This is a genomic window from Emticicia sp. C21 (assembly GCF_003418935.1).
In the GTDB taxonomy this organism is placed as follows: Bacteria; Bacteroidota; Bacteroidia; order Cytophagales; family Spirosomataceae; genus Emticicia.
On sequence record NZ_QVMT01000001.1, the window covers coordinates 492,086 to 512,637 of the forward strand.

The 20,552-nt window shown below is 37.8% G+C and carries 18 protein-coding genes; 5 read left to right on the top strand and 13 right to left on the bottom strand.

Annotated features, from left to right (window positions below; translation table 11 throughout):
* The first annotated feature begins 196 nt into the window (after positions 1-196).
* Complete coding sequence (locus tag D0T08_RS02085) at positions 197-1,438, top strand: dicarboxylate/amino acid:cation symporter (RefSeq protein ID WP_116980906.1); 1,242 nt, start codon at positions 197-199, stop codon at positions 1,436-1,438.
* A 65-nt stretch (positions 1,439-1,503) separates the two neighbouring features.
* Here D0T08_RS02085 and D0T08_RS02090 read toward each other — a convergent pair whose 3' ends face one another.
* From D0T08_RS02090 to D0T08_RS02105, 4 genes are read right to left on the bottom strand one after another with little or no spacing between them, the layout of a single operon-like run.
* Positions 1,504-2,673, bottom strand: a complete 1,170-nt coding sequence (locus D0T08_RS02090; RefSeq protein ID WP_116980907.1) for an aminotransferase class V-fold PLP-dependent enzyme — start codon at positions 2,671-2,673, stop codon at positions 1,504-1,506.
* Positions 2,666-3,955, bottom strand: coding sequence for an FAD-binding oxidoreductase (locus D0T08_RS02095; RefSeq protein ID WP_116980908.1), 1,290 nt, complete (start codon positions 3,953-3,955; stop codon positions 2,666-2,668). The genes D0T08_RS02090 and D0T08_RS02095 overlap by 8 nt, the downstream gene beginning before the upstream one ends.
* A gap of 22 nt (positions 3,956-3,977) precedes the next feature.
* Positions 3,978-4,979, bottom strand: a complete 1,002-nt coding sequence (locus D0T08_RS02100; protein WP_116980909.1) for a 4-hydroxyproline epimerase — start codon at positions 4,977-4,979, stop codon at positions 3,978-3,980.
* Positions 4,980-4,987: 8 nt separating this feature from the next.
* Positions 4,988-5,893, bottom strand: coding sequence for a dihydrodipicolinate synthase family protein (locus D0T08_RS02105; RefSeq protein ID WP_116980910.1), 906 nt, complete (start codon positions 5,891-5,893; stop codon positions 4,988-4,990).
* Positions 5,894-6,079: 186 nt separating this feature from the next.
* On the opposite strand from D0T08_RS02105, the gene D0T08_RS02110 reads away from it, so the two are divergent.
* The 3 genes from D0T08_RS02110 (at position 6,080) to D0T08_RS02120 (ending at position 10,172) form a co-directional block, all read left to right on the top strand.
* On the top strand, positions 6,080-6,946 hold the full coding sequence (locus D0T08_RS02110; RefSeq protein WP_116980911.1) for an AraC family transcriptional regulator: 867 nt from the start codon (positions 6,080-6,082) through the stop codon (positions 6,944-6,946).
* Positions 6,947-7,117: 171 nt separating this feature from the next.
* A complete protein-coding gene (locus tag D0T08_RS02115; protein ID WP_116980912.1) occupies positions 7,118-7,483 on the top strand; it encodes an Hpt domain-containing protein in 366 nt (121 codons plus the stop codon).
* 241 nt (positions 7,484-7,724) lie between these two features.
* The gene (locus tag D0T08_RS02120; protein WP_158561172.1) at positions 7,725-10,172 is read left to right on the top strand and encodes an ATP-binding protein; all 2,448 of its coding nucleotides are present in this window, start codon (positions 7,725-7,727) and stop codon (positions 10,170-10,172) included.
* Here the strand turns inward: D0T08_RS02120 and D0T08_RS02125 are convergent.
* The 9 genes from D0T08_RS02125 to D0T08_RS02165 form a co-directional block, all read right to left on the bottom strand.
* Positions 10,157-10,864 (bottom strand): DUF4412 domain-containing protein, encoded by a 708-nt coding sequence (locus D0T08_RS02125; RefSeq protein ID WP_116980914.1) that lies wholly within the window; start codon positions 10,862-10,864, stop codon positions 10,157-10,159. The two genes, D0T08_RS02120 and D0T08_RS02125, sit on opposite strands and share 16 nt — an antisense overlap.
* Positions 10,865-11,067: 203 nt before the next feature.
* Positions 11,068-11,568, bottom strand: a complete 501-nt coding sequence (locus tag D0T08_RS02130) for a hypothetical protein (protein ID WP_116980915.1) — start codon at positions 11,566-11,568, stop codon at positions 11,068-11,070.
* Between the two features lie 121 nt (positions 11,569-11,689).
* Positions 11,690-13,018: a Fe-S cluster assembly protein SufD gene (sufD, locus tag D0T08_RS02135; protein ID WP_116980916.1), complete on the bottom strand. Its 1,329-nt coding sequence runs from the start codon at positions 13,016-13,018 to the stop codon at positions 11,690-11,692.
* A 1-nt stretch (position 13,019) separates the two neighbouring features.
* Positions 13,020-13,400 carry a RidA family protein gene (locus tag D0T08_RS02140; protein ID WP_116980917.1) on the bottom strand — a complete coding sequence of 127 codons (381 nt, stop codon included), beginning with the start codon at positions 13,398-13,400 and terminating at the stop codon, positions 13,020-13,022.
* Positions 13,401-13,411: 11 nt separating this feature from the next.
* Positions 13,412-14,176: a Fe-S cluster assembly ATPase SufC gene (gene sufC, locus D0T08_RS02145; RefSeq protein WP_116980918.1), complete on the bottom strand. Its 765-nt coding sequence runs from the start codon at positions 14,174-14,176 to the stop codon at positions 13,412-13,414.
* A 344-nt stretch (positions 14,177-14,520) separates the two neighbouring features.
* Positions 14,521-15,567: an adenylate/guanylate cyclase domain-containing protein gene (locus D0T08_RS02150; RefSeq protein WP_116980919.1), complete on the bottom strand. Its 1,047-nt coding sequence runs from the start codon at positions 15,565-15,567 to the stop codon at positions 14,521-14,523.
* A complete protein-coding gene (locus D0T08_RS02155; RefSeq protein WP_116980920.1) occupies positions 15,564-15,938 on the bottom strand; it encodes a response regulator in 375 nt (124 codons plus the stop codon). Before D0T08_RS02155 ends, D0T08_RS02150 begins: the two co-directional genes overlap by 4 nt.
* Before the next feature lie 28 nt (positions 15,939-15,966).
* Complete coding sequence (locus D0T08_RS27875; RefSeq protein WP_229238882.1) at positions 15,967-18,120, bottom strand: ATP-binding protein; 2,154 nt, start codon at positions 18,118-18,120, stop codon at positions 15,967-15,969.
* Between the two features lie 196 nt (positions 18,121-18,316).
* On the bottom strand, positions 18,317-19,687 hold the full coding sequence (locus tag D0T08_RS02165; protein ID WP_116980921.1) for a sensor histidine kinase: 1,371 nt from the start codon (positions 19,685-19,687) through the stop codon (positions 18,317-18,319).
* A gap of 267 nt (positions 19,688-19,954) precedes the next feature.
* Here D0T08_RS02165 and D0T08_RS02170 point away from each other — a divergent pair, with 267 nt between their 5' ends.
* Entirely contained in the window at positions 19,955-20,536 is a 582-nt protein-coding gene (locus D0T08_RS02170; protein WP_116980922.1) for an HD domain-containing protein, read from the top strand.
* Positions 20,537-20,552: the final 16 nt, after the last annotated feature.

Sequence of the window (20,552 nt, forward strand, 5' to 3'; positions counted from 1 at the left end):
TGAAAATTGAAAATTTGAGAGAAAATCATTAAATAAATCAACATTCAACCTACCACTATTTTGACTACTTATATTTTTTAACCATTATTGTAATAAATAAAATTTCCGGATTATGCTCTACTCCCTATAGAGTGCCAGATTCTGAGCCTTAACCTAAACATTGCTTCTCTGTGGGGACAGGGAAAACAACTTCATTATGAAACTAAATATTACCTGGAAAATTTTTATAGGTATGACCCTGGGTATCATTGTAGGATACTTCATGAATACCTATTTAAAATCTAACCCCGAAGAACTTGCCTCATGGAGTGTATACTTAAACCTGTTAAGCAAAATCTTCTTACGCTTGATAAAAATGATTATCGGGCCCTTGATTTTCTCGATACTTACCGTAGGTATTGCCAAATTAGGAGATTTTAAAACGGTAGGGCGTATCGGAGTAAAAACTTTGGGTTATTTCTACTTTGCTACCATTTTATCCTTGTTAACAGGCTTGATTGCAGTTAATATCTTAAAACCGGGCAAAATGATGGAAATACCATTGCCGGAATCAGGAGCTGAAACAGGAATTGAATCAAAAAAGATGACTCTAGAAAACTTCTTCACGCATCTCTTCCCACAAAGTTTCTTTGAAGCATTAGCTACGAACGAAATCTTACAGATAGTAGTATTCTCTATCTTTTTTGGTATTGCCACTGCCGCCATCGGCAACCATGGCAAAGTGATTATCAAAGGTCTGGACGCCGTTGCCGAGGTGATGTTTAAAATTGTAGGCTACGTAATGGGCTTTGCTCCCTATGCCGTTTTTGGTGCAGTAGCAGCCGTAATTGCACAAAAAGGCTTAGGTATTTTAGGGGGTTATTTATATCTGATTATTTGTTTCTTTGCTACGCTGGCATTCTTTATACTGGTCGTCTTACCGCTTATTTGTCTGTTCACGAAAGTGCAGTATTGGAAATTATTAAAGTATGTAAAAGATGCCTTGTTTTTATCATTCAGTACAGCTAGTTCAGAGGCATCAATGCCATTGCAGATTGAGCAATTGAAAAAATTCGGGGTATCTGAAAGAATCGTGAGTTTTGTCTTACCATTAGGTTATTCTTTCAATCTGGATGGCTCAATGATGTACATGACTTTTGCTACCGGATTTATTGCGCAAGCTTATAGCATTGATTTGTCGATTGGTCAGCAGGTGACAATGCTACTTACCTTATTGATAACAAGTAAAGGTATCGCCGGAGTACCTCGTGCCTCATTGGTGGTTATTGCTGGCACAATGTCTTTATTTAACCTGCCTGCTGAGGGATTGATACTTTTATTTGCTGTTGACTGGTTATTAGATATGGGCCGTTCTGCTACATCAGTTGCGGGTAATGCCGTTGCCACTGCTATTGTTGCCAAGTGGGAGAATGAATTAGGGCCATCCCAGCCAGCATAATATAGAAACTACGTACTTATCATAAGCAAAAAATTCCATCTTGACGATGGAATTTTTTGTTAGACTTATTTCAAACTTTTATCTAGTACCTCAACCAAATTCCACATATCTTCTTCTGAATTATAAACATTGAGAGATATCCGAATAGCTACTCCTCTATTAGAAATAATGATTTTATTGCTTAATAACTGCTCTGTGAAACTTTGATTATCTACTCCTTGTGGTAAGCTGATGCCCAACAAATGATGTCCTCTATAAGCTTTAGTTTCAAGGCTACAACCTAGGCTCACTAAGGCTTCTAAAGGTTTTTGTGTGATGGTTTGGCAATACTGCTGGATATTATCTACACCCAAATCAACAATGTAAGAAAGGGCATCTTCCAACATCGGCAATTGAATGAATTGCGAATACTCTCCGGCATTGTATCGTTGTGCAAAAGGGCGATAATCTTTTTGATAGTTGATTAATTGGGCAAATTTGTCGCTGTTTACACGGTTCAACCATGATTCTTCTACTGGAACACCCTCATCAAAAAACTCACCGAAATAAGCCAAACCAATACTGTAAGGCCCTAACAACCATTTATATCCGGCACAAATTACTGCATCCGGTTGAATGCTTTGCACATCAAAATCCATTGCTCCAACCGATTGCGTGGCATCCACAATCATTAAAGCACCTACTTCTTTACAACGCTTGGAAATTTCTACCAGATTGAACTTTACACCATATATCCAATGGATATTCGGTACGACTACCATTGCGGTTTCATGCGTGATTTCATTCAATATCCTTTCATTCCATAGCTGTCCACGATTTTCTAAAGTATCCGGTTTGGCAATAGTGTTATAACTTAAGGACAACTGTTGACTCAATCTCTCGAAAGCATATACATTATTTGGAAACTCGTCCTGGATCAATATAATATGCTTTTTAGCTGAAATATCAGGCAGACGATGCAGGTTACTAGCCACTACAGCCATCCCATAAGATACCGCTGAAATAATCGCTACCCGTTGTGGATTCTTTATATTAAGCAACCTCGCAAATAGTTTTTGCACTCTTTCAGCGGGTTCAAAGTGGCTTTTGGGGTCAATCATGAAAGGTCGGCTTGCTTTCATGAGCATTCCCTCATTACCCTTTTCTATCGAGGTTTTAAGCATTGGAGCATAAGCAGCCCCGTTGAGATAGGTGATACCTTCTTCTAATACAAATAAATGTTTCTGGTTAGTCATATCTTTCCGGCTTATACAGCGAAATATCTATGCTTGTTTGCTCATTATCAACAATTTCCTGCACTAATTTCCCAGTGCCGGGTGCAAGGCTCAATCCCATCATAGCATGACCCGAAGCAATAATCAGGTTTTTGTATTTTTTAGTACGCCCGATATAAGGTAATCCATCGGGTGAACAAGGTCTTAGCCCAGACCAGACTTTCTCCTGTTTAGGTACTTCTATGGAATAATCAGGAAAGAACTCAGGAACGGCTTTGATAATTCCCCTCACCCGATTCATATTAATATCCTGATTGATGCCTCCGATTTCCATTGTACCGCCAAAGCGAATCAGGTTATCAGCCATTGGGGTAATGGCTACTCTTGCTTCTAATAAAATAGAGGGAATATTTAGTTTTTTACCTTTCTGTTGTTGAAGCGTAGTACTATAACCCTTCCCTGCCTGCATAGGTAAGTTAATATTCAATTGCTTGGCCAATGTCTGTGACCAAGAGCCAGTTGCAATAATTAACTCTCCAACTGCAATCGTTTTATCTGATTGCGTTTTGATGCTTTTAATAGTACCATTTTCTGATTCAAAAGCTATTACTTCAGTATTATACAGAAATTCAACCCCTTGTTTTTGCAATAAGTCTTTCAGTTTCTTTACCAAAGCATTTGGGTATAGACTGGCATCACCCGGATAATATACTGCTCCTGCTACATCTGGTTTTACTTCAGGCTCTAGCTGATTCAAAGCTGCTCTGTCTAAGACTCTTGCTTCAATACCTAGTTTATTAGCAGTTTCGGCTACTTCTGCTTCTTCATGAAAATTATGCTCGGTTTTGCAAAGCATCATCAAGCCCTTCTCCTCAAATGAAAAGTCGTTTTTCTCATCTTTGGCAAAATCCTGGTAGAGTTTTTTAGCCAATAGGCTTATATCTCGCAGAGCAGGCATCGCTTTTTCTACCTGCTTAGCATTAGCTGCCTTGGAAAACTTAAGTCCCCATGAAATTAAATCCCAATTCAAGCGGGGTTTTACATAGAAAGGGCTTTCTGAATTAAACATCCAGCGAATACCTTTCTCTATCATACCCGGTACTGCCAGCGGAATGAAGTGGCTGGGCACTATCATACCTGCATTGCCATATGAACAACCATCAGCGCCATCAGTACGCTCAATAATGGTTACCTTATGTCCTTTTTGTTGTAGATAATAAGCTGAGTACAACCCTATAATCCCACTACCTATGATGACAACCTGGGGCGCAATAACCTGCGGAGCATTTGCTTTTGTAGCCATGAATATGTCTATTATAAATATCTTATATCACCTGAAAACCGAAGGCATAAGGGTCGTCCTGGTCGTCAATCATAATGGTATTATTACCATAGATTCTTGCCCAACCCTCAACACTTGGGTAAATGGCATCGAAATCACCAACTTTGGTTGTACCCTCAATACGCCCAATAAATTTACTACCAATAATACTTTCATGCACAAATTCATCCCCCGCTTTCAATTTACCTTTGGCTGCCCATTGCGCCATACGGGCTGATGTACCAGTGCCACAAGGTGAGCGGTCAATGGCTTTATCGCCATAAAAAACCGCATTGCGAGCCGTTGAAGTCGGGTCAATTACTTTACCTGTCCACTCAATATGGCTTAAGCCATTAATGGTTGGATTTTCAGGGTGCACAAACGTATGTTTTTCGTTGATACGGTCTCTTAATACTCTTGCCCAGGCAATTAGCTGATCTGCTTTGAAATATTCCAAGCCCGGGAAATTCTCCTGGACATCAACAATGGCATAGTAGTTTCCACCATAGGCTACATCCACTTTCAAGGTACCCAAATCAGGGCATTCTACTTCAATAGCTTCAGCAGCTAAAAACGATGCTACATTGGTTAGTTTTACTGATTTTACCTTACTCCCTTCTTGCTTATACTCAATCATGACCAAACCTGCCGGAGCTTCCATTCTCACAAACCCAGGCTTTTTAGGCTGAATCAATCCATGCTCAATGGCAATGGTTATAGTACCAATTGTGCCGTGTCCACACATTGGTAAACAGCCACTGGTTTCAATAAACAACACAGCTACGTCGTTTGCGGGGTCATGAGGTGGGTAAAGGATACTTCCCGACATCATGTCGTGTCCGCGAGGTTCAAACATTAATCCCTTGCGTATCCAGTCGTATTCACGCAAAAAATGCTGTCTTTTTTCAGACATATTTTTGCCTTCCAATATCGGCCCTCCTCCGGCAACCAATCTCACCGGATTTCCACAGGTATGGGCATCTATACAAAAAAAGCTCTTTACCATATCTTTAATCAGAATTGAGGTAATACAGGTCTTGTTGCCAAAGAATCGTTAATAACTTTCAATACACGTTCGCGTTCTTCACCCACTAATGGCAATCGTGGCTCGCGCACCCATTCTGTGCCTAATCCTGTTGCTACCTCCGCTAATTTGATGTTTTGTACAAATTTAGTAGAAACATCTAAATGCATCAATGGGAAATGCCAACGATAAATCGCTCTGGCTTCTTCAATACGGCCTTGTTTTACTAATTCATAAATCGCCACAGTTTCACGCGGAAAAGCATCTACTAAACCTGCTACCCAACCATCAGCACCCATTACCAGACTTTCAAAGGCTAAATCATCTACACCCGAGAGAATCTTGAATCTATCTCCTAATGAATTGATAATATCAGTCATGTACCGAATATCACCTGTCGACTCTTTCATGGCTTCAAAGTGCGGATTTGCCGCCAGTTCATGAAACATCGGAATAGAGATAAAAGTCTTATAGGCCAGTGGGTTGTTATAAGCCATTACCGGTAAATCTGTTGAATCAGCTACTTTATGCAAATAATGTAAAGTCTCTCTATCGTCAGATGGGTAGCGCATCGGTGGCAGCAACATAAAACCCTCTGCACCCGTTTGCTCACATTCTTTGGCAAAAGCAATTGCCTCACGGGTAACACATTCAGCAATACAAATCACTAAAGGCACTCTGCCCGCAATAGTATTCTTAGCAGTTTCAAGCAATGTCAGTTTCTCCTCTTTAGTTAAAGTACCATTTTCACCTAAAGAGCCACAGATGATAATGCCATGCACACCTGCTTTGATTTGTTCATCGATGTTAAAAGAGAAAGTTTTTAAATCAAGACTTTCGTCCTGAAAAAAATTAGTAGTTACTGCCGGATAAACGCCTGTCCAGGAAGGTTTCATATTGAGTAGTATAAGATAATAAATGATTCTATTTGATGATACAAAGCTATAGTTTACAAATCACAAAAACCTATGTTTGTTTCACTATTAGTTATACTTTTTTATCCCGAATAGTTGTTTCATAATTTATATTGGGGTAAATTAGTATTTGTCAATTAAAGTTTACCACGTCTCTACAAAAATTTCATGAAACCTCTACTCTTCCGAATCCCCAAAACAGAAACAGAATCGTTTCGTGTGCAGATTGATGATTTGCCCTATTTTTATGATACGTTGCATTTTCATCCTGAATGGCAGATAACGCTTATACTGGAGGGTACAGGAACACAGTTTGTAGGTGATAATGTAGAACGTTTTCAGCCCTATGATATATATTTCTTAGGTAGCAATTTACCCCATGTTTTTCGGAGTGATGCTGAATATTATAATGATAATTTAAGGGCTTATTCTATATCAATCTATTTCAGAGGTGATATTTTAGGCGAAAACTTCTTTGATATTCCAGAAACGCTTCACCTAAAAAGTCTGCTGAACGAAGCATCAAGAGGATTCAGAATCAGAAATAAAGAAGCTAATGAACTGACAACCTTAGTTGAATCTATTATTCATAAAAAAGGATTTGAAAAACTCCTGACTTTTCTTGAAATACTGAATGCACTTTCAGTATCCCCTGATAAAGAATATCTTTCAAGCATCACATATCAAAGCACGCAAAAAGAGACTGATAATCAACGGATAAATGATGTATTTGAGTTTTTGATGCGGAATTATGAGCGTGAAGTAAATCTGGAAGAAGTAGCGGGAATCGCTAATATGACTCCTAATGCTTTCTGTCGTTTTTTCAAACTAAGAACCCGAAAGACTTTCTCAGAATTTTTGAATGATATTCGTATTGGTCATGCCTGCCGTATGTTGCAAAGTAGCGATAATAGCGTGCTGGAAGTTTGTTTTGCCAATGGATTTAACAACGTGTCCAATTTTAACCGCCAGTTCAAAAACCGCACTAAAATGACACCAAGTGCTTATTTGAGAAGATATGACAACAATACTTAAAATTAATTTTTATAACTTTGCACAAGTTTCTCCACCATATTCTTTACATGGTATAGTTTTTGACCTAGTTATACCTGACACTTACAGACAATTTTTGCTTATGCTAAAAAATGAGTTTTATTTTTTTGCAAAAATTAAAATAGGATAGACCAAGTCCTTTACCAATCTATTATGTTCGAAACACATCAGTTTAATCCGGTTCTTGACAAAGAATTTCTCATGGAAAATTATGATACGACTGAGTATCTGGTTGAAGTTCTAGGCGATTTTTTAGCACTTATGCCTGAAGAAATTGAGGAAATTAAGACAGCACAAGCTGAAAAAGATAAGGATACAGTAGTAAAGAAAATTCATGCCATAAGCTCAGCTGTAGGCTTTGTAGGCGGTATTGAGTTATCAGATCGTATGAAAAAATTTGAGGTAAAAGCAAAAACTGACCCCGATTTTGACATTACAAACCAAGAATCTAATGCACTGGTTAATGAAATAGATGCCTTTATTGGTATCATTCAGGAAGAATATAATCAATTGAGTTAAGTAATTTTTCTACTATATATAAAACCTTACAAGCACCTCGATTGCCTAAAATCCGGGTGCTTTTCTTCGATATTTTTCAGTTTTTTATTTGAATTTAATCTTATTAAAAAAAATAATTATTAAGCGGTAGCATCGTGTTTATATCATTTGCTTGGCTTGATTTTTGCTTTATTTCGGGTAATAGGATGTCTCAAATTTTCAGGCAACGATACCCACTATGATCCTTCAGAGCAATACACAGATGATAGATACAGATGAACAAACAATCTGGTCGAATAAGTATGTCAGGTTTTTCAAATCTACTATAGGAATCCATAATACCATCGACCACATGATGGGTGTATTGCTCCAGTCGCTGAAAAAATTAGATATTGCCGAAAAAATATACTATGTACATTTTCTGCCCTCTGATGTAGCCGAGATAGCTTATAGCACTGATGCATCGCTGGTAGGTCTGAAAATCCCATTTCTGAAGACACAAGACCTTACCGAGAGTACTTTCAAAGTAATAGAAGAAGAGACAGCTAACTTTAGTTTTGATAAATCAGCCAGGAAAGTTATCGTACAAGCCATCAAAACTGACCATTCTACAGGACTTCTGGTGAAGATTTGTGCCGAAGATGCCAATATTCATAGTGCTTATCGCTACTTCTCATTGCTTTGCAAAATCAGGTTTGAAGAAATTGTTTCAACGTATCAGACTACTACCGATTTAACAGAACTCAACATTAGATTTGAATCTATCCTTAGTAAAAGTCCGATACCAATGGTATTTGTTGATGAAAGCGCCAATGGGGTGTTTATGAATACCAAGGCTTATGATTTATTCGGATTTTCTTCAGATGAACCAGTTACTTCACAAAAAATTGCTGAGGGTTTCAGTAACCTTATTAACAAATTACAAAATAAGGAGGAAGTTCAAGGCCGCATGCAGGAGTTGATGTTCTCAAATTCTATTGACCGGTGGAGATGGAAATTTGGGCTGCCGATCAACCGTACGTATAATGTTATCACACAATTAATTCATGTAAATAGTTATACAGGTAGAATCTGGATTTTTGAAGATGTAACAATTGAAGAACAGGTCGAAGAACGTTTACAGGTAATCAATCACCAGTTGATTCATCTGGCTGAAAAGGAAAGAAGGGATAATGTAATGAAGACCACTTTTCTTGCTAATATGAGCCACGAGATTCGCACACCTATGAATGGAGTAATTGGTGCGGTGAGCTTACTGGAAAATACGGTTTTATCAAACGAACAATTTGAATTGGTAAATATTATCAAGAAAAGTGGCGAAAGCCTTATTTCCTTGATTAATGATATCTTAGATTACTCGAAAATTGAAGCAGGTGAATTGATGATTCAACCTGAGGTATTCTCTTCGGTTGAGTTATTTGATGATTGTGTGGATGTATTCTATGCAACAGCTCTCGAAAAATCTATTCAGTTAAGGGTCATGCTCAATCCTAATCTGCCGGTGTATATCAAAGCTGACAGAAACCGATTGCGCCAGATTATACTGAACTTCGTTTCTAATGCGGTTAAATTCTCGCCTAATGGTAGTTGGGTAACTATCAAGGTTTCAGCAAGAAATATTGATGGCAAACCTACCCTATCCTGCAAGGTAATAGATCAAGGTAAAGGTATTGAAGCCAACGAGCAGGAGATGATATTTGACCGTTTCAAACAAGTAACCAATAAGCATTCAGGTGGAACAGGCTTAGGGTTGGCTATCTGTAAGCGTTTGACCGAGATGATGGGGGGCGTAATTGGTGTAAAGAGTAAGGTTAACGAAGGCGCAGAGTTTTTCTTCGAAGTGCCTTTTGAAAATACTGACTCAAAGCCTATTCTTTTGGGTGATTTATTCACAAAATATGCTAACACAGAAGCTTGCATCTGGACAATAGATTCAAGAGAAGCAGTTGAGACATTTGACCAGTACTTTAAAGACAAAAAACTGGAATTAGTTGCGCTTAGCTCACCTGAAAAATTCTTTGAAGTCCCTCAAACACCTCCATCAATCATATTGGTTGATTCGATACAGGTAAAAGGTGAATTAGAAAAAACAATCAGAGTATTCAGAGAAAATGGCATATCTGAGCAGACGCCTATTGTGGTAATGGGATATAGCCATGAAAAGGAGACCAAAGAATACGCCAGATTTGGATACAGTGACATGATGATTAAACCATTGAAGTTGAAGAATTTAATGAAAATGGTTGAAAAATGGGTATTCAAGACTGTGGTGCATCAGCCGGTTCAGCAGGTTGAAGAGAACAAGCCTCAGAAAATTTTAGCTGATCATAGTGTTTTAGTGGTAGAAGATAATGAGTTTAATCAGAAAATATTGAAACGAATTCTGGAGGGAGTGATGGATGAATTTGATATAGTAGATACCGGGGAAAAAGCCGTGGCAGAATCTAAGAATAAGAAATATGATTTGATTTTTATGGATATTCAATTGCCGGGCATCAATGGTATCATGACTTCAAAACTCATCAGAGAAACCTATCAGGATACCGACCAACCTTTTATTATTGCCCTGACAGCCGACGTGTTCTTAAAAGATTCTACTGCTTTGGAAGAGGCAGGTTTTGACGATTATCTGCCAAAACCTTACCGTCAGAAAGAAATATTGGGTAAAATTGAAAATTACCTGCAACGCCAGTCTCACATGGTTTTATAACCTGCAGTTGAGAATTTGGTCGGTTTGGTGCTTATTTCAGTACAAATCATACTGTATTTATCTCCTTCTTTCTTATTTGTTGCCTGAATCTCAAGAGGCACGCCTTTCATATCAGCGGGCATAGGTGTGCCTGTGCTTTTGGCTAGTTGTTGTGCCATAATTTTATAAAAGCTTCCTGATTTAATAGGTAATTTATCACTTATCCATACTGAGCTGGTAAAGTCAGCATTTTCGGTAATCCACTCCTCGCACTTATAGCCTAAAACCGTTTTTGTTTTGCCCGTTTTCTTTGGAGTTGAAACCTTTGTTTTAGGGTCATTCTGAATATCTTTCATGGTTTTATCTAAATCAAGCGGGATACCCATAACCATTTTCTGGTCTTCAATAAACATTATCATTGATTTACCGGTATAATCAAATACTCCACGCATATTACCGCCTTGTCCCATATTCATTGCAATACCGAAAATATTCTCACTGCCTACTGGAAAATACCACATTTGTTGCCCCTTAGAAGTCTTACCATCATTGGTTGCCGTTACCTGAAATTTAAGCGAACCTGCAAAATTGTACTCAGGCTTGGGTTTTACTTTTTTACCACTTTTCATGCCGTTAATAATGTCGGCGGCACTTTGGGCATTGGCTGAAAAATTGAGTAAAGCTATTAATACAACAAACAGGATGCTCTTCATGGTATATGATTGTTTTTTGTGCGAAATTAATCGAAGTTTTCTATCAAACGAAAATGCTGGGCTTATGTTATGGGTTATTTATTAAATGGATAGTACATTCAATCTCCTTTACAAAAAATTCCCATAGCCTTAACCATGAGAATTTGTACAAATAACAATAATTCGTCCTAATTTTCTGATCAAGAATGAATTCCTATATAATATTAAGACTCTTCTATTGTAAGAATAATTTTTGCTTGCTTTTCCTTTGCCATATTTACATAATGTTCTACAGCTGCCAATTCATAAAATAGTCGATTAAGGCTTAAATAATATTCATGTGCTGCTTTCTGTAATTCAGGCGGAATTTTGGAATAATTCTCTCTGCTTTCTTCTTTATACTTTTTAACTTCACTATATAAAGTTAATCTAACTTTATATAATATTGCTTCATACTCTTCAGGTGATGCCCACCTATCCGAGAACCGATCTGGTATGCCTTTATAATCTTCATAATCATCTTCAGTTAGTTCTAGCACCTTAATTGTATTTATTTCCTGTTTTGTCAGTGTATAAGGCCAATATATATGGATACCTTTATTGTAATGTCTATGAGTAGTACCACCATTAAACAGATAATAAATATTTTCAGAATCAATATCGAAATTTTCTTCGGTATTGTCTGCTAATTTGAGATGAACCTCAACATGTAAATTTGCGCCCATTGTAGCTTAAATATATTTTTATAGTTTGAATAACAATATAGCAAAATCCTCCTTAATTCAATATACCAACAAAAAAATCCTCATAGTAACTATGAGGATTTCAATATAGTATATCTATCAGTTACTTTCCTAAACTTCCTAATTTATCAACAATCAATCCTTCCAGATATTCTTTGATAGAATCAATTTTGATTTGGGATACTACATCTTCGGCAAAGGCTAATAATTGCAAACGAATAGCTTCTTTTTTTGGAATACCACGCGATTGCATATAGAAAATCGCTTCGTCGTTCAGTTTACCAGTGGTAGTACCGTGAGAACATTTTACGTCATCAGCCCAGATTTCCAGCTGAGGTTTGGTATTCATGGTTGCCTCATCAGTGGTTACTACATTGCGGCAGTTCTGATAGGCATTGGTTTTTTGCGCATCCTGTTGCACAAATATTTTGCCATTGAAAACCCCTGTCGACTTATCCATCAGAATACCTTTATATAGCTCATTGCTTTGACAATTAGGTTTTCTGTGGTCTACCAGGGTATGGTTGTCTATGTGTTGCTTACCCGTTGGTACATATAAACCGTACATATGGCTTTCAATATGCTCACCATCCAAAACAATATTCAGGTTATTTCTGACAAAACCACCATTCACTGTGACGGTTGCCGCATAGAAATAGCTTCTGTCTTTCTGGTACACCTGTGTAGTACCGATATGGTGTGTCTTATCGCTTTCGTTCTGTACTTTATAATAATCTGCTCTGGCATCTTCAAACAATACAAACTCTGTAACTGTATTGATAAAATACTTATTATCTCCAATAGTGCGGTAAGCTTCTGCTATTTTCACTTCTGCATTTTTGCCAACTACAATCAGGTTTCTTACTTGTGAGCCCACATCTTCTTTACGGGTATCACCAATGAAACGAAGGATAACAGGTTCTTCCAGAGTTTTATTATCAGCAATGTGTACCACGACGCCATCCTTCGCCATAGCCGTATTCAAAGCAGTGAAAGCATCGTTTTTGTAGTCGGCATATCGAGCAAAATACTGATCGATTACCTCTGGCATTTGCTCTTGTGCTTCAGCAAAAGGCACTACTTTCAGATAGTCACCCGGACTTTCGATATGCGATAATTCTGCATGAAATACACCATTAATAAAGTATAATACATTACCTTTCAGGTGTGGCAGATGTATTTCTTTTAAATCTTTATTGCTGAAATCGGAACCTGCCTGAAAATTGAAATTTTGCTTGGCTAAAGCCGAAACATTGCTGTACTTCCATTCTTCATGGCGAATTGTCGGGAAACCCAGTTTCTCAAAATTATTCATGGCCTCGCTACGCAACTGATTGATAGGCAATAAACTCTTGCCATTCAGTTGTAATTGCAAAGTCTGAAAATCAGCAATTAATTGACTTTTTAAGTCTGTATTATGTATAGAACTCATCTTATAATTCTGCTACTGCTTCTAATTCTATTTTATAGCCAAAGTGTAATTCTTTTACCGGAATGATTGACCGTGCTGGTCTATGATTCCCGAAATAACTGGCATACATTTGATTAACGATTCCCCAATGCTCCCCGTCTACGATATAAGCGGTTGTTTTAACCACTTTATCTAGGCTACTACCTGCTTCTGCCAGAATCTGTGTGAGGTTATCAAAAACCACAGACAGTTGCTCTTCAATAGAAGTATCAATAGTTAATTTTTCAGAGGTTTTTATTCTGATGGGTAGTATACCTGAGGTAAACACCTGACCATTGCTCACAATTGCGTGCGAATAATGACCTACGGGTTTTGGACTGTCAGGAACCTGAATGATTGTCATAGATAGATGGGTTAAGCTACTTCAAGCGAATCAACTTCTGCTTTGATCCAGTCATAACCTTTTTCTTCCAACTCAAGTGCTAATTCTTTAGTACCCGATTTCACAATTCTTCCTTTATATAATACGTGTACAAAGTCAGGTACAATATAGTCTAACAAACGTTGGTAGTGGGTTACAACGATGAACGAGCGGTTTTCGTCTCTTAGTTTGTTTACGCCTTCAGCTACAACTCTAAGGGCATCAATATCAAGACCGGAATCAGTTTCGTCAAGAATACATAATTGTGGCTCTAACATAGCCATCTGGAAAATCTCGTTACGTTTCTTTTCTCCACCAGAGAACCCTTCATTCAATGAGCGTCTCAACAAAGTATCGTCAATCTTCACCAACTTCGCCTTTTCCTTCATTCTTTTCAGGAATTGCGCAGCGTCTAAAGACTCTTGTCCGTTATACTTACGGATTTCGTTTATTGCAGTTTTAAGGAAATTAACGGTGGTTACACCAGGGATTTCCACTGGATATTGAAATGCCAGAAAGATACCTTCCGCGGCTCTTTCTTCCGGAGACATATCTAATAAATCTTTACCGTTGAAATCAACTGTACCATTAGTTATTTCATAGTCTTCTCTACCTGCCAGAACTGAAGCAAGTGTACTTTTTCCAGAGCCGTTTGGGCCCATAATGGCATGAACTTCGCCCGGTTTTACTTCAAAATTTATTCCTCGTAATATCTCTTTCTCCTCAATCCGCGCGTGTAAATTACTGATAGTGAGCATTTTTAAGCTTTATTTTAAATGATTCTTGACTATTGATTGTCAAATACTCTGATAGATACTAAAAAATTAGGCTGCAAAGATACAACCAAAATAGCCAAGATGCTATTCTTATTCAATTATAATAACCCTAAATCGTTGTAGCGCGTTCCTTTCAGCCTATAAAATTTGATATATACGTACGTAAAAGAGATTAATTATTTGTAGGACGACATGCATGGCGTCTCCAAAGGTCTGTGAATATAAAAGAATGTCTTTGATTTTTACATCTCAAACTGCATTTGTTGGATTGGATAATCCCTCGAAGATCTATTGCAATCGCGTGGCGAACCGTACGTCTCTAAACATCACGCCACAACCTCATACAATTTCACAGTCTTAGCTTTATTTTTCAATGTCACCTCTCCTACTTCCTTACAATTAAATGATTCTTTTACTTTCTCATAGGTGGCTTCACTGATAATAATCTGGCTTGGTTTGGCTGCCGACTGCAAGCGTTGGGCAGTATTAACAGCATCACCTATAACTGTATAATCCAGACGCTTCAAGGAGGCTGAACCGATATTACCCGAAATCATTTCACCAGTATTGATGCCTATTGATACTTTAGGTAGATAGGTAGCATGATTAGGCAATACCTCTTCAATCTTATCAATTGCCGAGCGTACAGCTAAAGACGCTTCAATGGCACGATCGATATGATATTCGCCTTTGAAAACGGCCATAACTGCATCGCCCATAAATTTATCTACATGTCCGCCCTGGTCTATAATCCCTTTTACCATCACGTCAAAATACTTATTAATCAGGTTTACAACCGTATCAGGTGATTCTTTTTCTGAAATTGAGGTAAAACCACAAATATCAATGAAAACCGCGGTGGCTTCAATGGTTTCGTTAGCTGTAAGCGATTTTTCAAACTCATGACTATTCATAAATTTGAGCACCGTTTCATCGACATACATTTTCAGGATATTATTCTCTTTGATAGCCTGTAAGGTCTGCCGTAACTGCGTTACGTGCTTAATGGTTTTCTCAACCGTTACTTCTAAATCTTCGAAATTGATTGGTTTAGTTAAAAAATCGAATGCCCCACGATTCATGGCAACTCTGATATTGTCCATATCGCCATAAGCCGATACAATCACAGCTTTTAATAGCGGATGATTGTCAGAAATCTTACTTAATAGAGTCAGTCCATCCATTTCTGGCATATTGATATCACTCAATACCATATCAATATCTGGAAACTCCTGTAATATTTTTAAGGCTTCAGCACCATTTTGTGCGAAGCTGAATTCATATGTTTTCTCTCGAATCTGTCGGCGGAATTTCTGTTTGATGAGCGTTTCTAAATCGGCCTCATCGTCCACAACCATTATCTTGGCGTTCATATAGAACTTTTAAGTTTTTGTTTGAGTTCTGAAAAATCTAAAGGCTTAGTCAGGAAATCATTAGCCCCTAAATTAAGGGCTTGCGCATGGCTTTCTTCGTCTCCATAAGCCGTAATCATCATAATGATGGGCGGGGCACTCGGCGAAGCAGTACGGATATGTTTCAGCAGTTCCAATCCACTCATGCCTGGCATATTAATATCTGATAAAATCAAAACCGCTTGCGAATCTTGTCCTGACAGATAGGTTAAAGCCTCTTCACCTGAGCCACTAAAAGCAAAATCAAATTCGCCTGCTCTGATTTCCCGACGAAAACGCTGTTCAAATAAAGTTCTTACATCTTCTTCGTCGTCAACTACTAATATTTTCATAAATTCTGGGTTAAGCGATAAATATATTTCAAAGATAAGGCAATTTGATGATAAACGTCGTTCCCTCTCCCTCTTTTGTTTCTACATCAAGAGTGCCACCATGGCCTTTGGTAACAATATCATAGGCCAACGAAAGCCCCAATCCGGTACCTTGTCCGGTTGGTTTAGTCGTAAAAAAGGGCTGGAAAATCTTGGCTTTCACATGATCCGGAATACCCGTCCCATTATCGGACACTTTTATTTCAACTTGGTCAGAAAGTTTCTTCGTGCTAACCATCACCTGTCCTTTGCCCTGCATATCTTTTACGGCATAAAAGGCATTATTGATAAGATTGAGTAAGACTCTACCAAAATCTTGAGTAATTAGAGGAATCTTGGGTAAGCTTTCATCTAAATTAGCTTTAAAGTCGGCATTAAAACTTTTGTCTTTGGCTCTGATGCCATGGTAAGCCAGACGCAGGTATTCATCGGCTAAAGCATTTACATCGGTAGGCTCTTTTTTACCTGAACTTGCCCTTGAATGTTCGAGCATACCTTTTACAATACTACTCGCCCGTTTGCCATGATGATTGATTTTTTCAAGGTTCTGCGCAATATCGCCCAATAATTCTTCTTCCAGTCCTTCATCCCGCTCGGCTTTTTCTTTGCTTCTTTCTTCTTCCAATTCTTCAATCAGTTCTTTACTTAATTCAGAGAAATTATTTACAAAATTGAGTGGATTCTGTATTTCATGGGCAATACCTGCTGTCAGTTCACCTAATGAAGCTAGTTTCTCGCTCTGAATCAACTGCGTTTGAGTGGCTTTTAATTCTTCTAAAGATTTTGCTAATTCTGCCGTGCGTTCTGCTACCTGTTTCTCCAGTACCTCGTTTTGCGCGGCCAGTATCTGTTGTTTTTCTTGCTCATGTGCCAGGTTTTTAGCAGATAATTTTTCTATTTCAATGAGTTTATTGCTCAAAGCCTGGTGAGTTCTGGTATATTCTCTTACCAATGACAGTGATAAACCGATTGGAATACTAAAGAACATAATAATGATAAGAAATATACCCAGATTCAGGATAAGGCTATCTGTTCCGGTACCAGTTGATCCTTCAATCATTAAAAATATGATGGCAATAGCAGCACAGACAGCCACTACAATCAATGAGTAAATAGGCACTTTGGCATTAGAATCTTTCCGACGGTCGGCTATGATGCTCACTCTGATAAAATCGACAAATAATAAGAGAAAAGGCGGCCATGATTCAATAGCCCAGGGCAGGTTCCAGTTAAAAATATAACAGAACATACCACCTATTACCATAAAACCCAGTATGTAAAATATGATACCAAATTTCTGATTCAGGTATTGGTATAAAGATACGTTGATAAAGAAAATACCTAAATAAGTAGTAATGACAGAGAATAATCCAAATACTTCCTTCGATGAAATTTCCTCCTGATAACTTTCCAGACTTCGTAAGAAAAAGGCTAATGTCAATAAAAACATGGTTAACCCTAGACTTAAACTTACTTTTCTGGCTCTATTTGAGGCATAAAAAGAGAAATGAAGAATGGCAAAAATCAGGAAAATACCCGTAAAAAAGTAATAGAATCCGGCAGTACGAGTAGTTTGACTTTCTAAAAACTCGCCTACATCTTTTGCATTATGAATCCTTAAATGAAAGGTCTCAGAGTTTGTACCCGGATAGTAAAAATTATCCTTTGTAAATGAATATCTTACTGCTAAAACATGCTTATTGGTATCTGAAAAAATAATCGGTAGTGAGGTAGTGTAGACGTCTGTCTTTTCCTTATCCGGACTTTTACTTACCACCCCTAATTTATGTAAGAGTTTACCATCGAGATAAATTTCAGAAGCCCCCATCTGTTTGACACTAATAGAAAGCGGTTGGTTAACCAATTTTTGTTTAACCTGTATAGGTCTTCTGAACCAGGCTATTTCAGCATTCCTTAATTCGGGAAACTCTTCGATAGATTCACTTACGGGCAGTTTTTCCCACTTACTATCATCGAAATTTAACTGCGACCAAATCGGATTATCTCCCACATGCCATTTCCAATGATTACTAAGGGTAAATCCATAAATTGGAATCGAATCAAGTGGTGTAAATTTCTTTTGTTTTTGTCCAATCGCCTCTATGCTCAAAAGCAGTATAAAAAACAGATAAAAATGCTTCATGTAGTGTTTAAAATATTATTATTGAGTGATTGTGTGAATGAGCGGCCGCCGCTGCGGTGATTTATTGATTAATTGATTTATCTTGAACTTTGCCGCGACGGCATACCGTTTTAGCTAATTGAAATGATTAAGCTAAGAAAATAATTCTAATTACTCACTCAATCACCGCAGCGGCGGCCGCTCATTCACTAAATTCTTAATTCACAGGTATCGTAATCACAAATTCAGTTCCTTCGCCCTCTTTGGAATTTACTTCTAATACTCCTCCGTGGCCTTTGGTAATAATATCAAAAGCTAAAGATAAACCTAAGCCTGTGCCCTGTCCTGTTGGTTTGGTAGTAAAGAATGGTTGGAAAATCTTGTTCTTTACACTTTCAGGTATACCCGTGCCATTATCAGTTACTTTAATTACAATCTCGTTATCTTTTTCTACAAATTCGGTACTCACTTCTACTATTGGTTTATAGCCATCAATACCCATTTTGGCTTTTTGCTGAACTGCATAGAAGCCATTGTTAAAAAGATTCAGCAATACCCGACCAAAATCCTGCGGTATTATCTTTACTTTGGGCACTTTAGGATCCAGATGCGTTTTAAAGTCAGCATTGAAGGTTTTGTCCTTAGCTCTTAAACCATGATAAGAAAGACGTAGGTATTCATCAGCCAGATCATTCATATCCGTTTCTTCTTTTTGCCCAGTGCTTGTCCGGGAGTGTTGCAACATTCCTCTTACAATGCTTGCAGCACGCTTACCATGATGGTTGATTTTCTCCTGATTCTGTACAAGATCACTTACTAAGTCCACAATTAGATCTTTATCCTGGTCTTCTCTGTCTAATTCTTCCTGTAACTCTTTAGCTAATTCTACACTTAGTTCTGAGAAATTATTGACAAAGTTCAGAGGGTTTTGTATTTCATGAGCAATACCTGCAGTTAGTTCCCCCAATGAGGCCATTTTTTCAGCCTGCACCAGCTGGTTCTGAGTAGCTTTTAGTTCAGCAATGGTTTCTTCTAACTCATTTTTCTGTTTTGTCAGTTCAGCCGTTCGTTCTGCTACCTGATATTCCAGTTCTTGCTTTTTAGCTTCATTTCTTAGCCTCTCGTCTTCGGCTTTTTGCCTTTGCGTTTGTTCTTCTTTATTTTGTCTATGCGCATAAATACCGAAACCAATCATCCAGAAAAAAGCAAAACCATAGGCAGTGCCAAATATTTCATCATACTCTTTATAGAACGATGGAAATATAAATTCAAAAAAGGCATTAATGAAAATCATGATGACAACCGGTAACACTGCTGTAAACAGCGTGCGTGTATTTCGATTATATCTAGCCCGGTAAATGAGAAATGCCCCAATTAATATAAAAACCTCGTAGTACCAGTCTCTGATAAACTTCATACCGGGCAAGCTTGCCAATAGAAACAGTGGCACTACAAACACCCAGGTCTTTTTTAATATCTTATCATATTCCGGGAATCGGTTAGGCGTATCATAATAGTTGCGTAAAAAGCGTATTACAAAAAATGTAAATATGCCTTTCTCCACCATATCGCTGTAGTCAACTTTCATAGTGCTGTAGGAGTAAGTCGGGGGTAAATGCTTAAATTAATTCGGCTATGCAATAATAGATGATTTAATTCGAATAATCATTCTCAACCAAAAATAACGAAGAATCCTGCAAAATACAATTTTATCGAATCAGCAAAGCAGAGATGCTGATTTTCCTGATAAAAAAGATACATGTTAGGATTATTTGAATAAAATTTGTGGTAATATTTGCAATCTGAAACCTATAAGCATCAGTTGAGTTTTCCTAATAGCCAAAATTACACGCAAATGGATATTGAAAAGGCAGAAGAGTATGTTTTCGACAAACTCGATGAGAGTTTATCTGATACCTTGTTTTATCATGGGCCACATCATACCATTGATGTAAGCAATGCAGTTTTACAGATAGCCATAGCTGAGGGAATACACGACACAGAAACATTGCATATCCTGCAAACCGCCGCGTTTTATCACGACCTGGGTTTCATTAGTACTTATCAGGGTCATGAAGAAGAAAGTTGCCGATTAGCAAAAATCTCCTTACCTGATTTTGAATATTCCGACGAACAGATTGAGAAAATATGTGGTTTGATAATGGCCACTAAAATCCCTCAAAATCCAACCAATCATTTAGAAAGAATCATTGCCGATGCCGACCTTGATTATTTAGGAAGAGAGGATTTCTGGACTATTTCCCGTTCACTTTATGAAGAATTGCATGCGCGAGAAATGGTAACAGATATAGATAGCTGGAATAAAATACAGATAAGCTTCTTAGAAAACCATCAATACTGGACAGAAACCGCCAAACAATGGCGCAACCCCGCGAAGTTGAAACGTATTGAGGAGTTGAGAAAAATAATTGAATGATTTAGTGAATGAGCGA

Coding starts and splice junctions, on each gene's coding strand:
- D0T08_RS02130 (WP_116980915.1), bottom strand. CDS start 11,568: ATGGGCGCAAATTTACATGTTGAGGTTCATCTCAAATTAGCAGACAAT.
- D0T08_RS02085 (WP_116980906.1), top strand. CDS start 197: ATGAAACTAAATATTACCTGGAAAATTTTTATAGGTATGACCCTGGGT.
- D0T08_RS02110 (WP_116980911.1), top strand. CDS start 6,080: ATGAAACCTCTACTCTTCCGAATCCCCAAAACAGAAACAGAATCGTTT.
- D0T08_RS02105 (WP_116980910.1), bottom strand. CDS start 5,893: ATGAAACCTTCCTGGACAGGCGTTTATCCGGCAGTAACTACTAATTTT.
- D0T08_RS02120 (WP_158561172.1), top strand. CDS start 7,725: ATGATAGATACAGATGAACAAACAATCTGGTCGAATAAGTATGTCAGG.
- D0T08_RS02100 (WP_116980909.1), bottom strand. CDS start 4,979: ATGGTAAAGAGCTTTTTTTGTATAGATGCCCATACCTGTGGAAATCCG.
- sufD (WP_116980916.1), bottom strand. CDS start 13,018: ATGAGTTCTATACATAATACAGACTTAAAAAGTCAATTAATTGCTGAT.
- D0T08_RS02140 (WP_116980917.1), bottom strand. CDS start 13,400: ATGACAATCATTCAGGTTCCTGACAGTCCAAAACCCGTAGGTCATTAT.
- D0T08_RS02165 (WP_116980921.1), bottom strand. CDS start 19,687: ATGAAAGTTGACTACAGCGATATGGTGGAGAAAGGCATATTTACATTT.
- D0T08_RS02170 (WP_116980922.1), top strand. CDS start 19,955: ATGGATATTGAAAAGGCAGAAGAGTATGTTTTCGACAAACTCGATGAG.
- D0T08_RS02095 (WP_116980908.1), bottom strand. CDS start 3,955: ATGGCTACAAAAGCAAATGCTCCGCAGGTTATTGCGCCCCAGGTTGTC.
- D0T08_RS02115 (WP_116980912.1), top strand. CDS start 7,118: ATGTTCGAAACACATCAGTTTAATCCGGTTCTTGACAAAGAATTTCTC.
- D0T08_RS02090 (WP_116980907.1), bottom strand. CDS start 2,673: ATGACTAACCAGAAACATTTATTTGTATTAGAAGAAGGTATCACCTAT.
- D0T08_RS27875 (WP_229238882.1), bottom strand. CDS start 18,120: ATGAAGCATTTTTATCTGTTTTTTATACTGCTTTTGAGCATAGAGGCG.
- D0T08_RS02125 (WP_116980914.1), bottom strand. CDS start 10,864: ATGAAGAGCATCCTGTTTGTTGTATTAATAGCTTTACTCAATTTTTCA.
- sufC (WP_116980918.1), bottom strand. CDS start 14,176: ATGCTCACTATCAGTAATTTACACGCGCGGATTGAGGAGAAAGAGATA.
- D0T08_RS02155 (WP_116980920.1), bottom strand. CDS start 15,938: ATGAAAATATTAGTAGTTGACGACGAAGAAGATGTAAGAACTTTATTT.
- D0T08_RS02150 (WP_116980919.1), bottom strand. CDS start 15,567: ATGAACGCCAAGATAATGGTTGTGGACGATGAGGCCGATTTAGAAACG.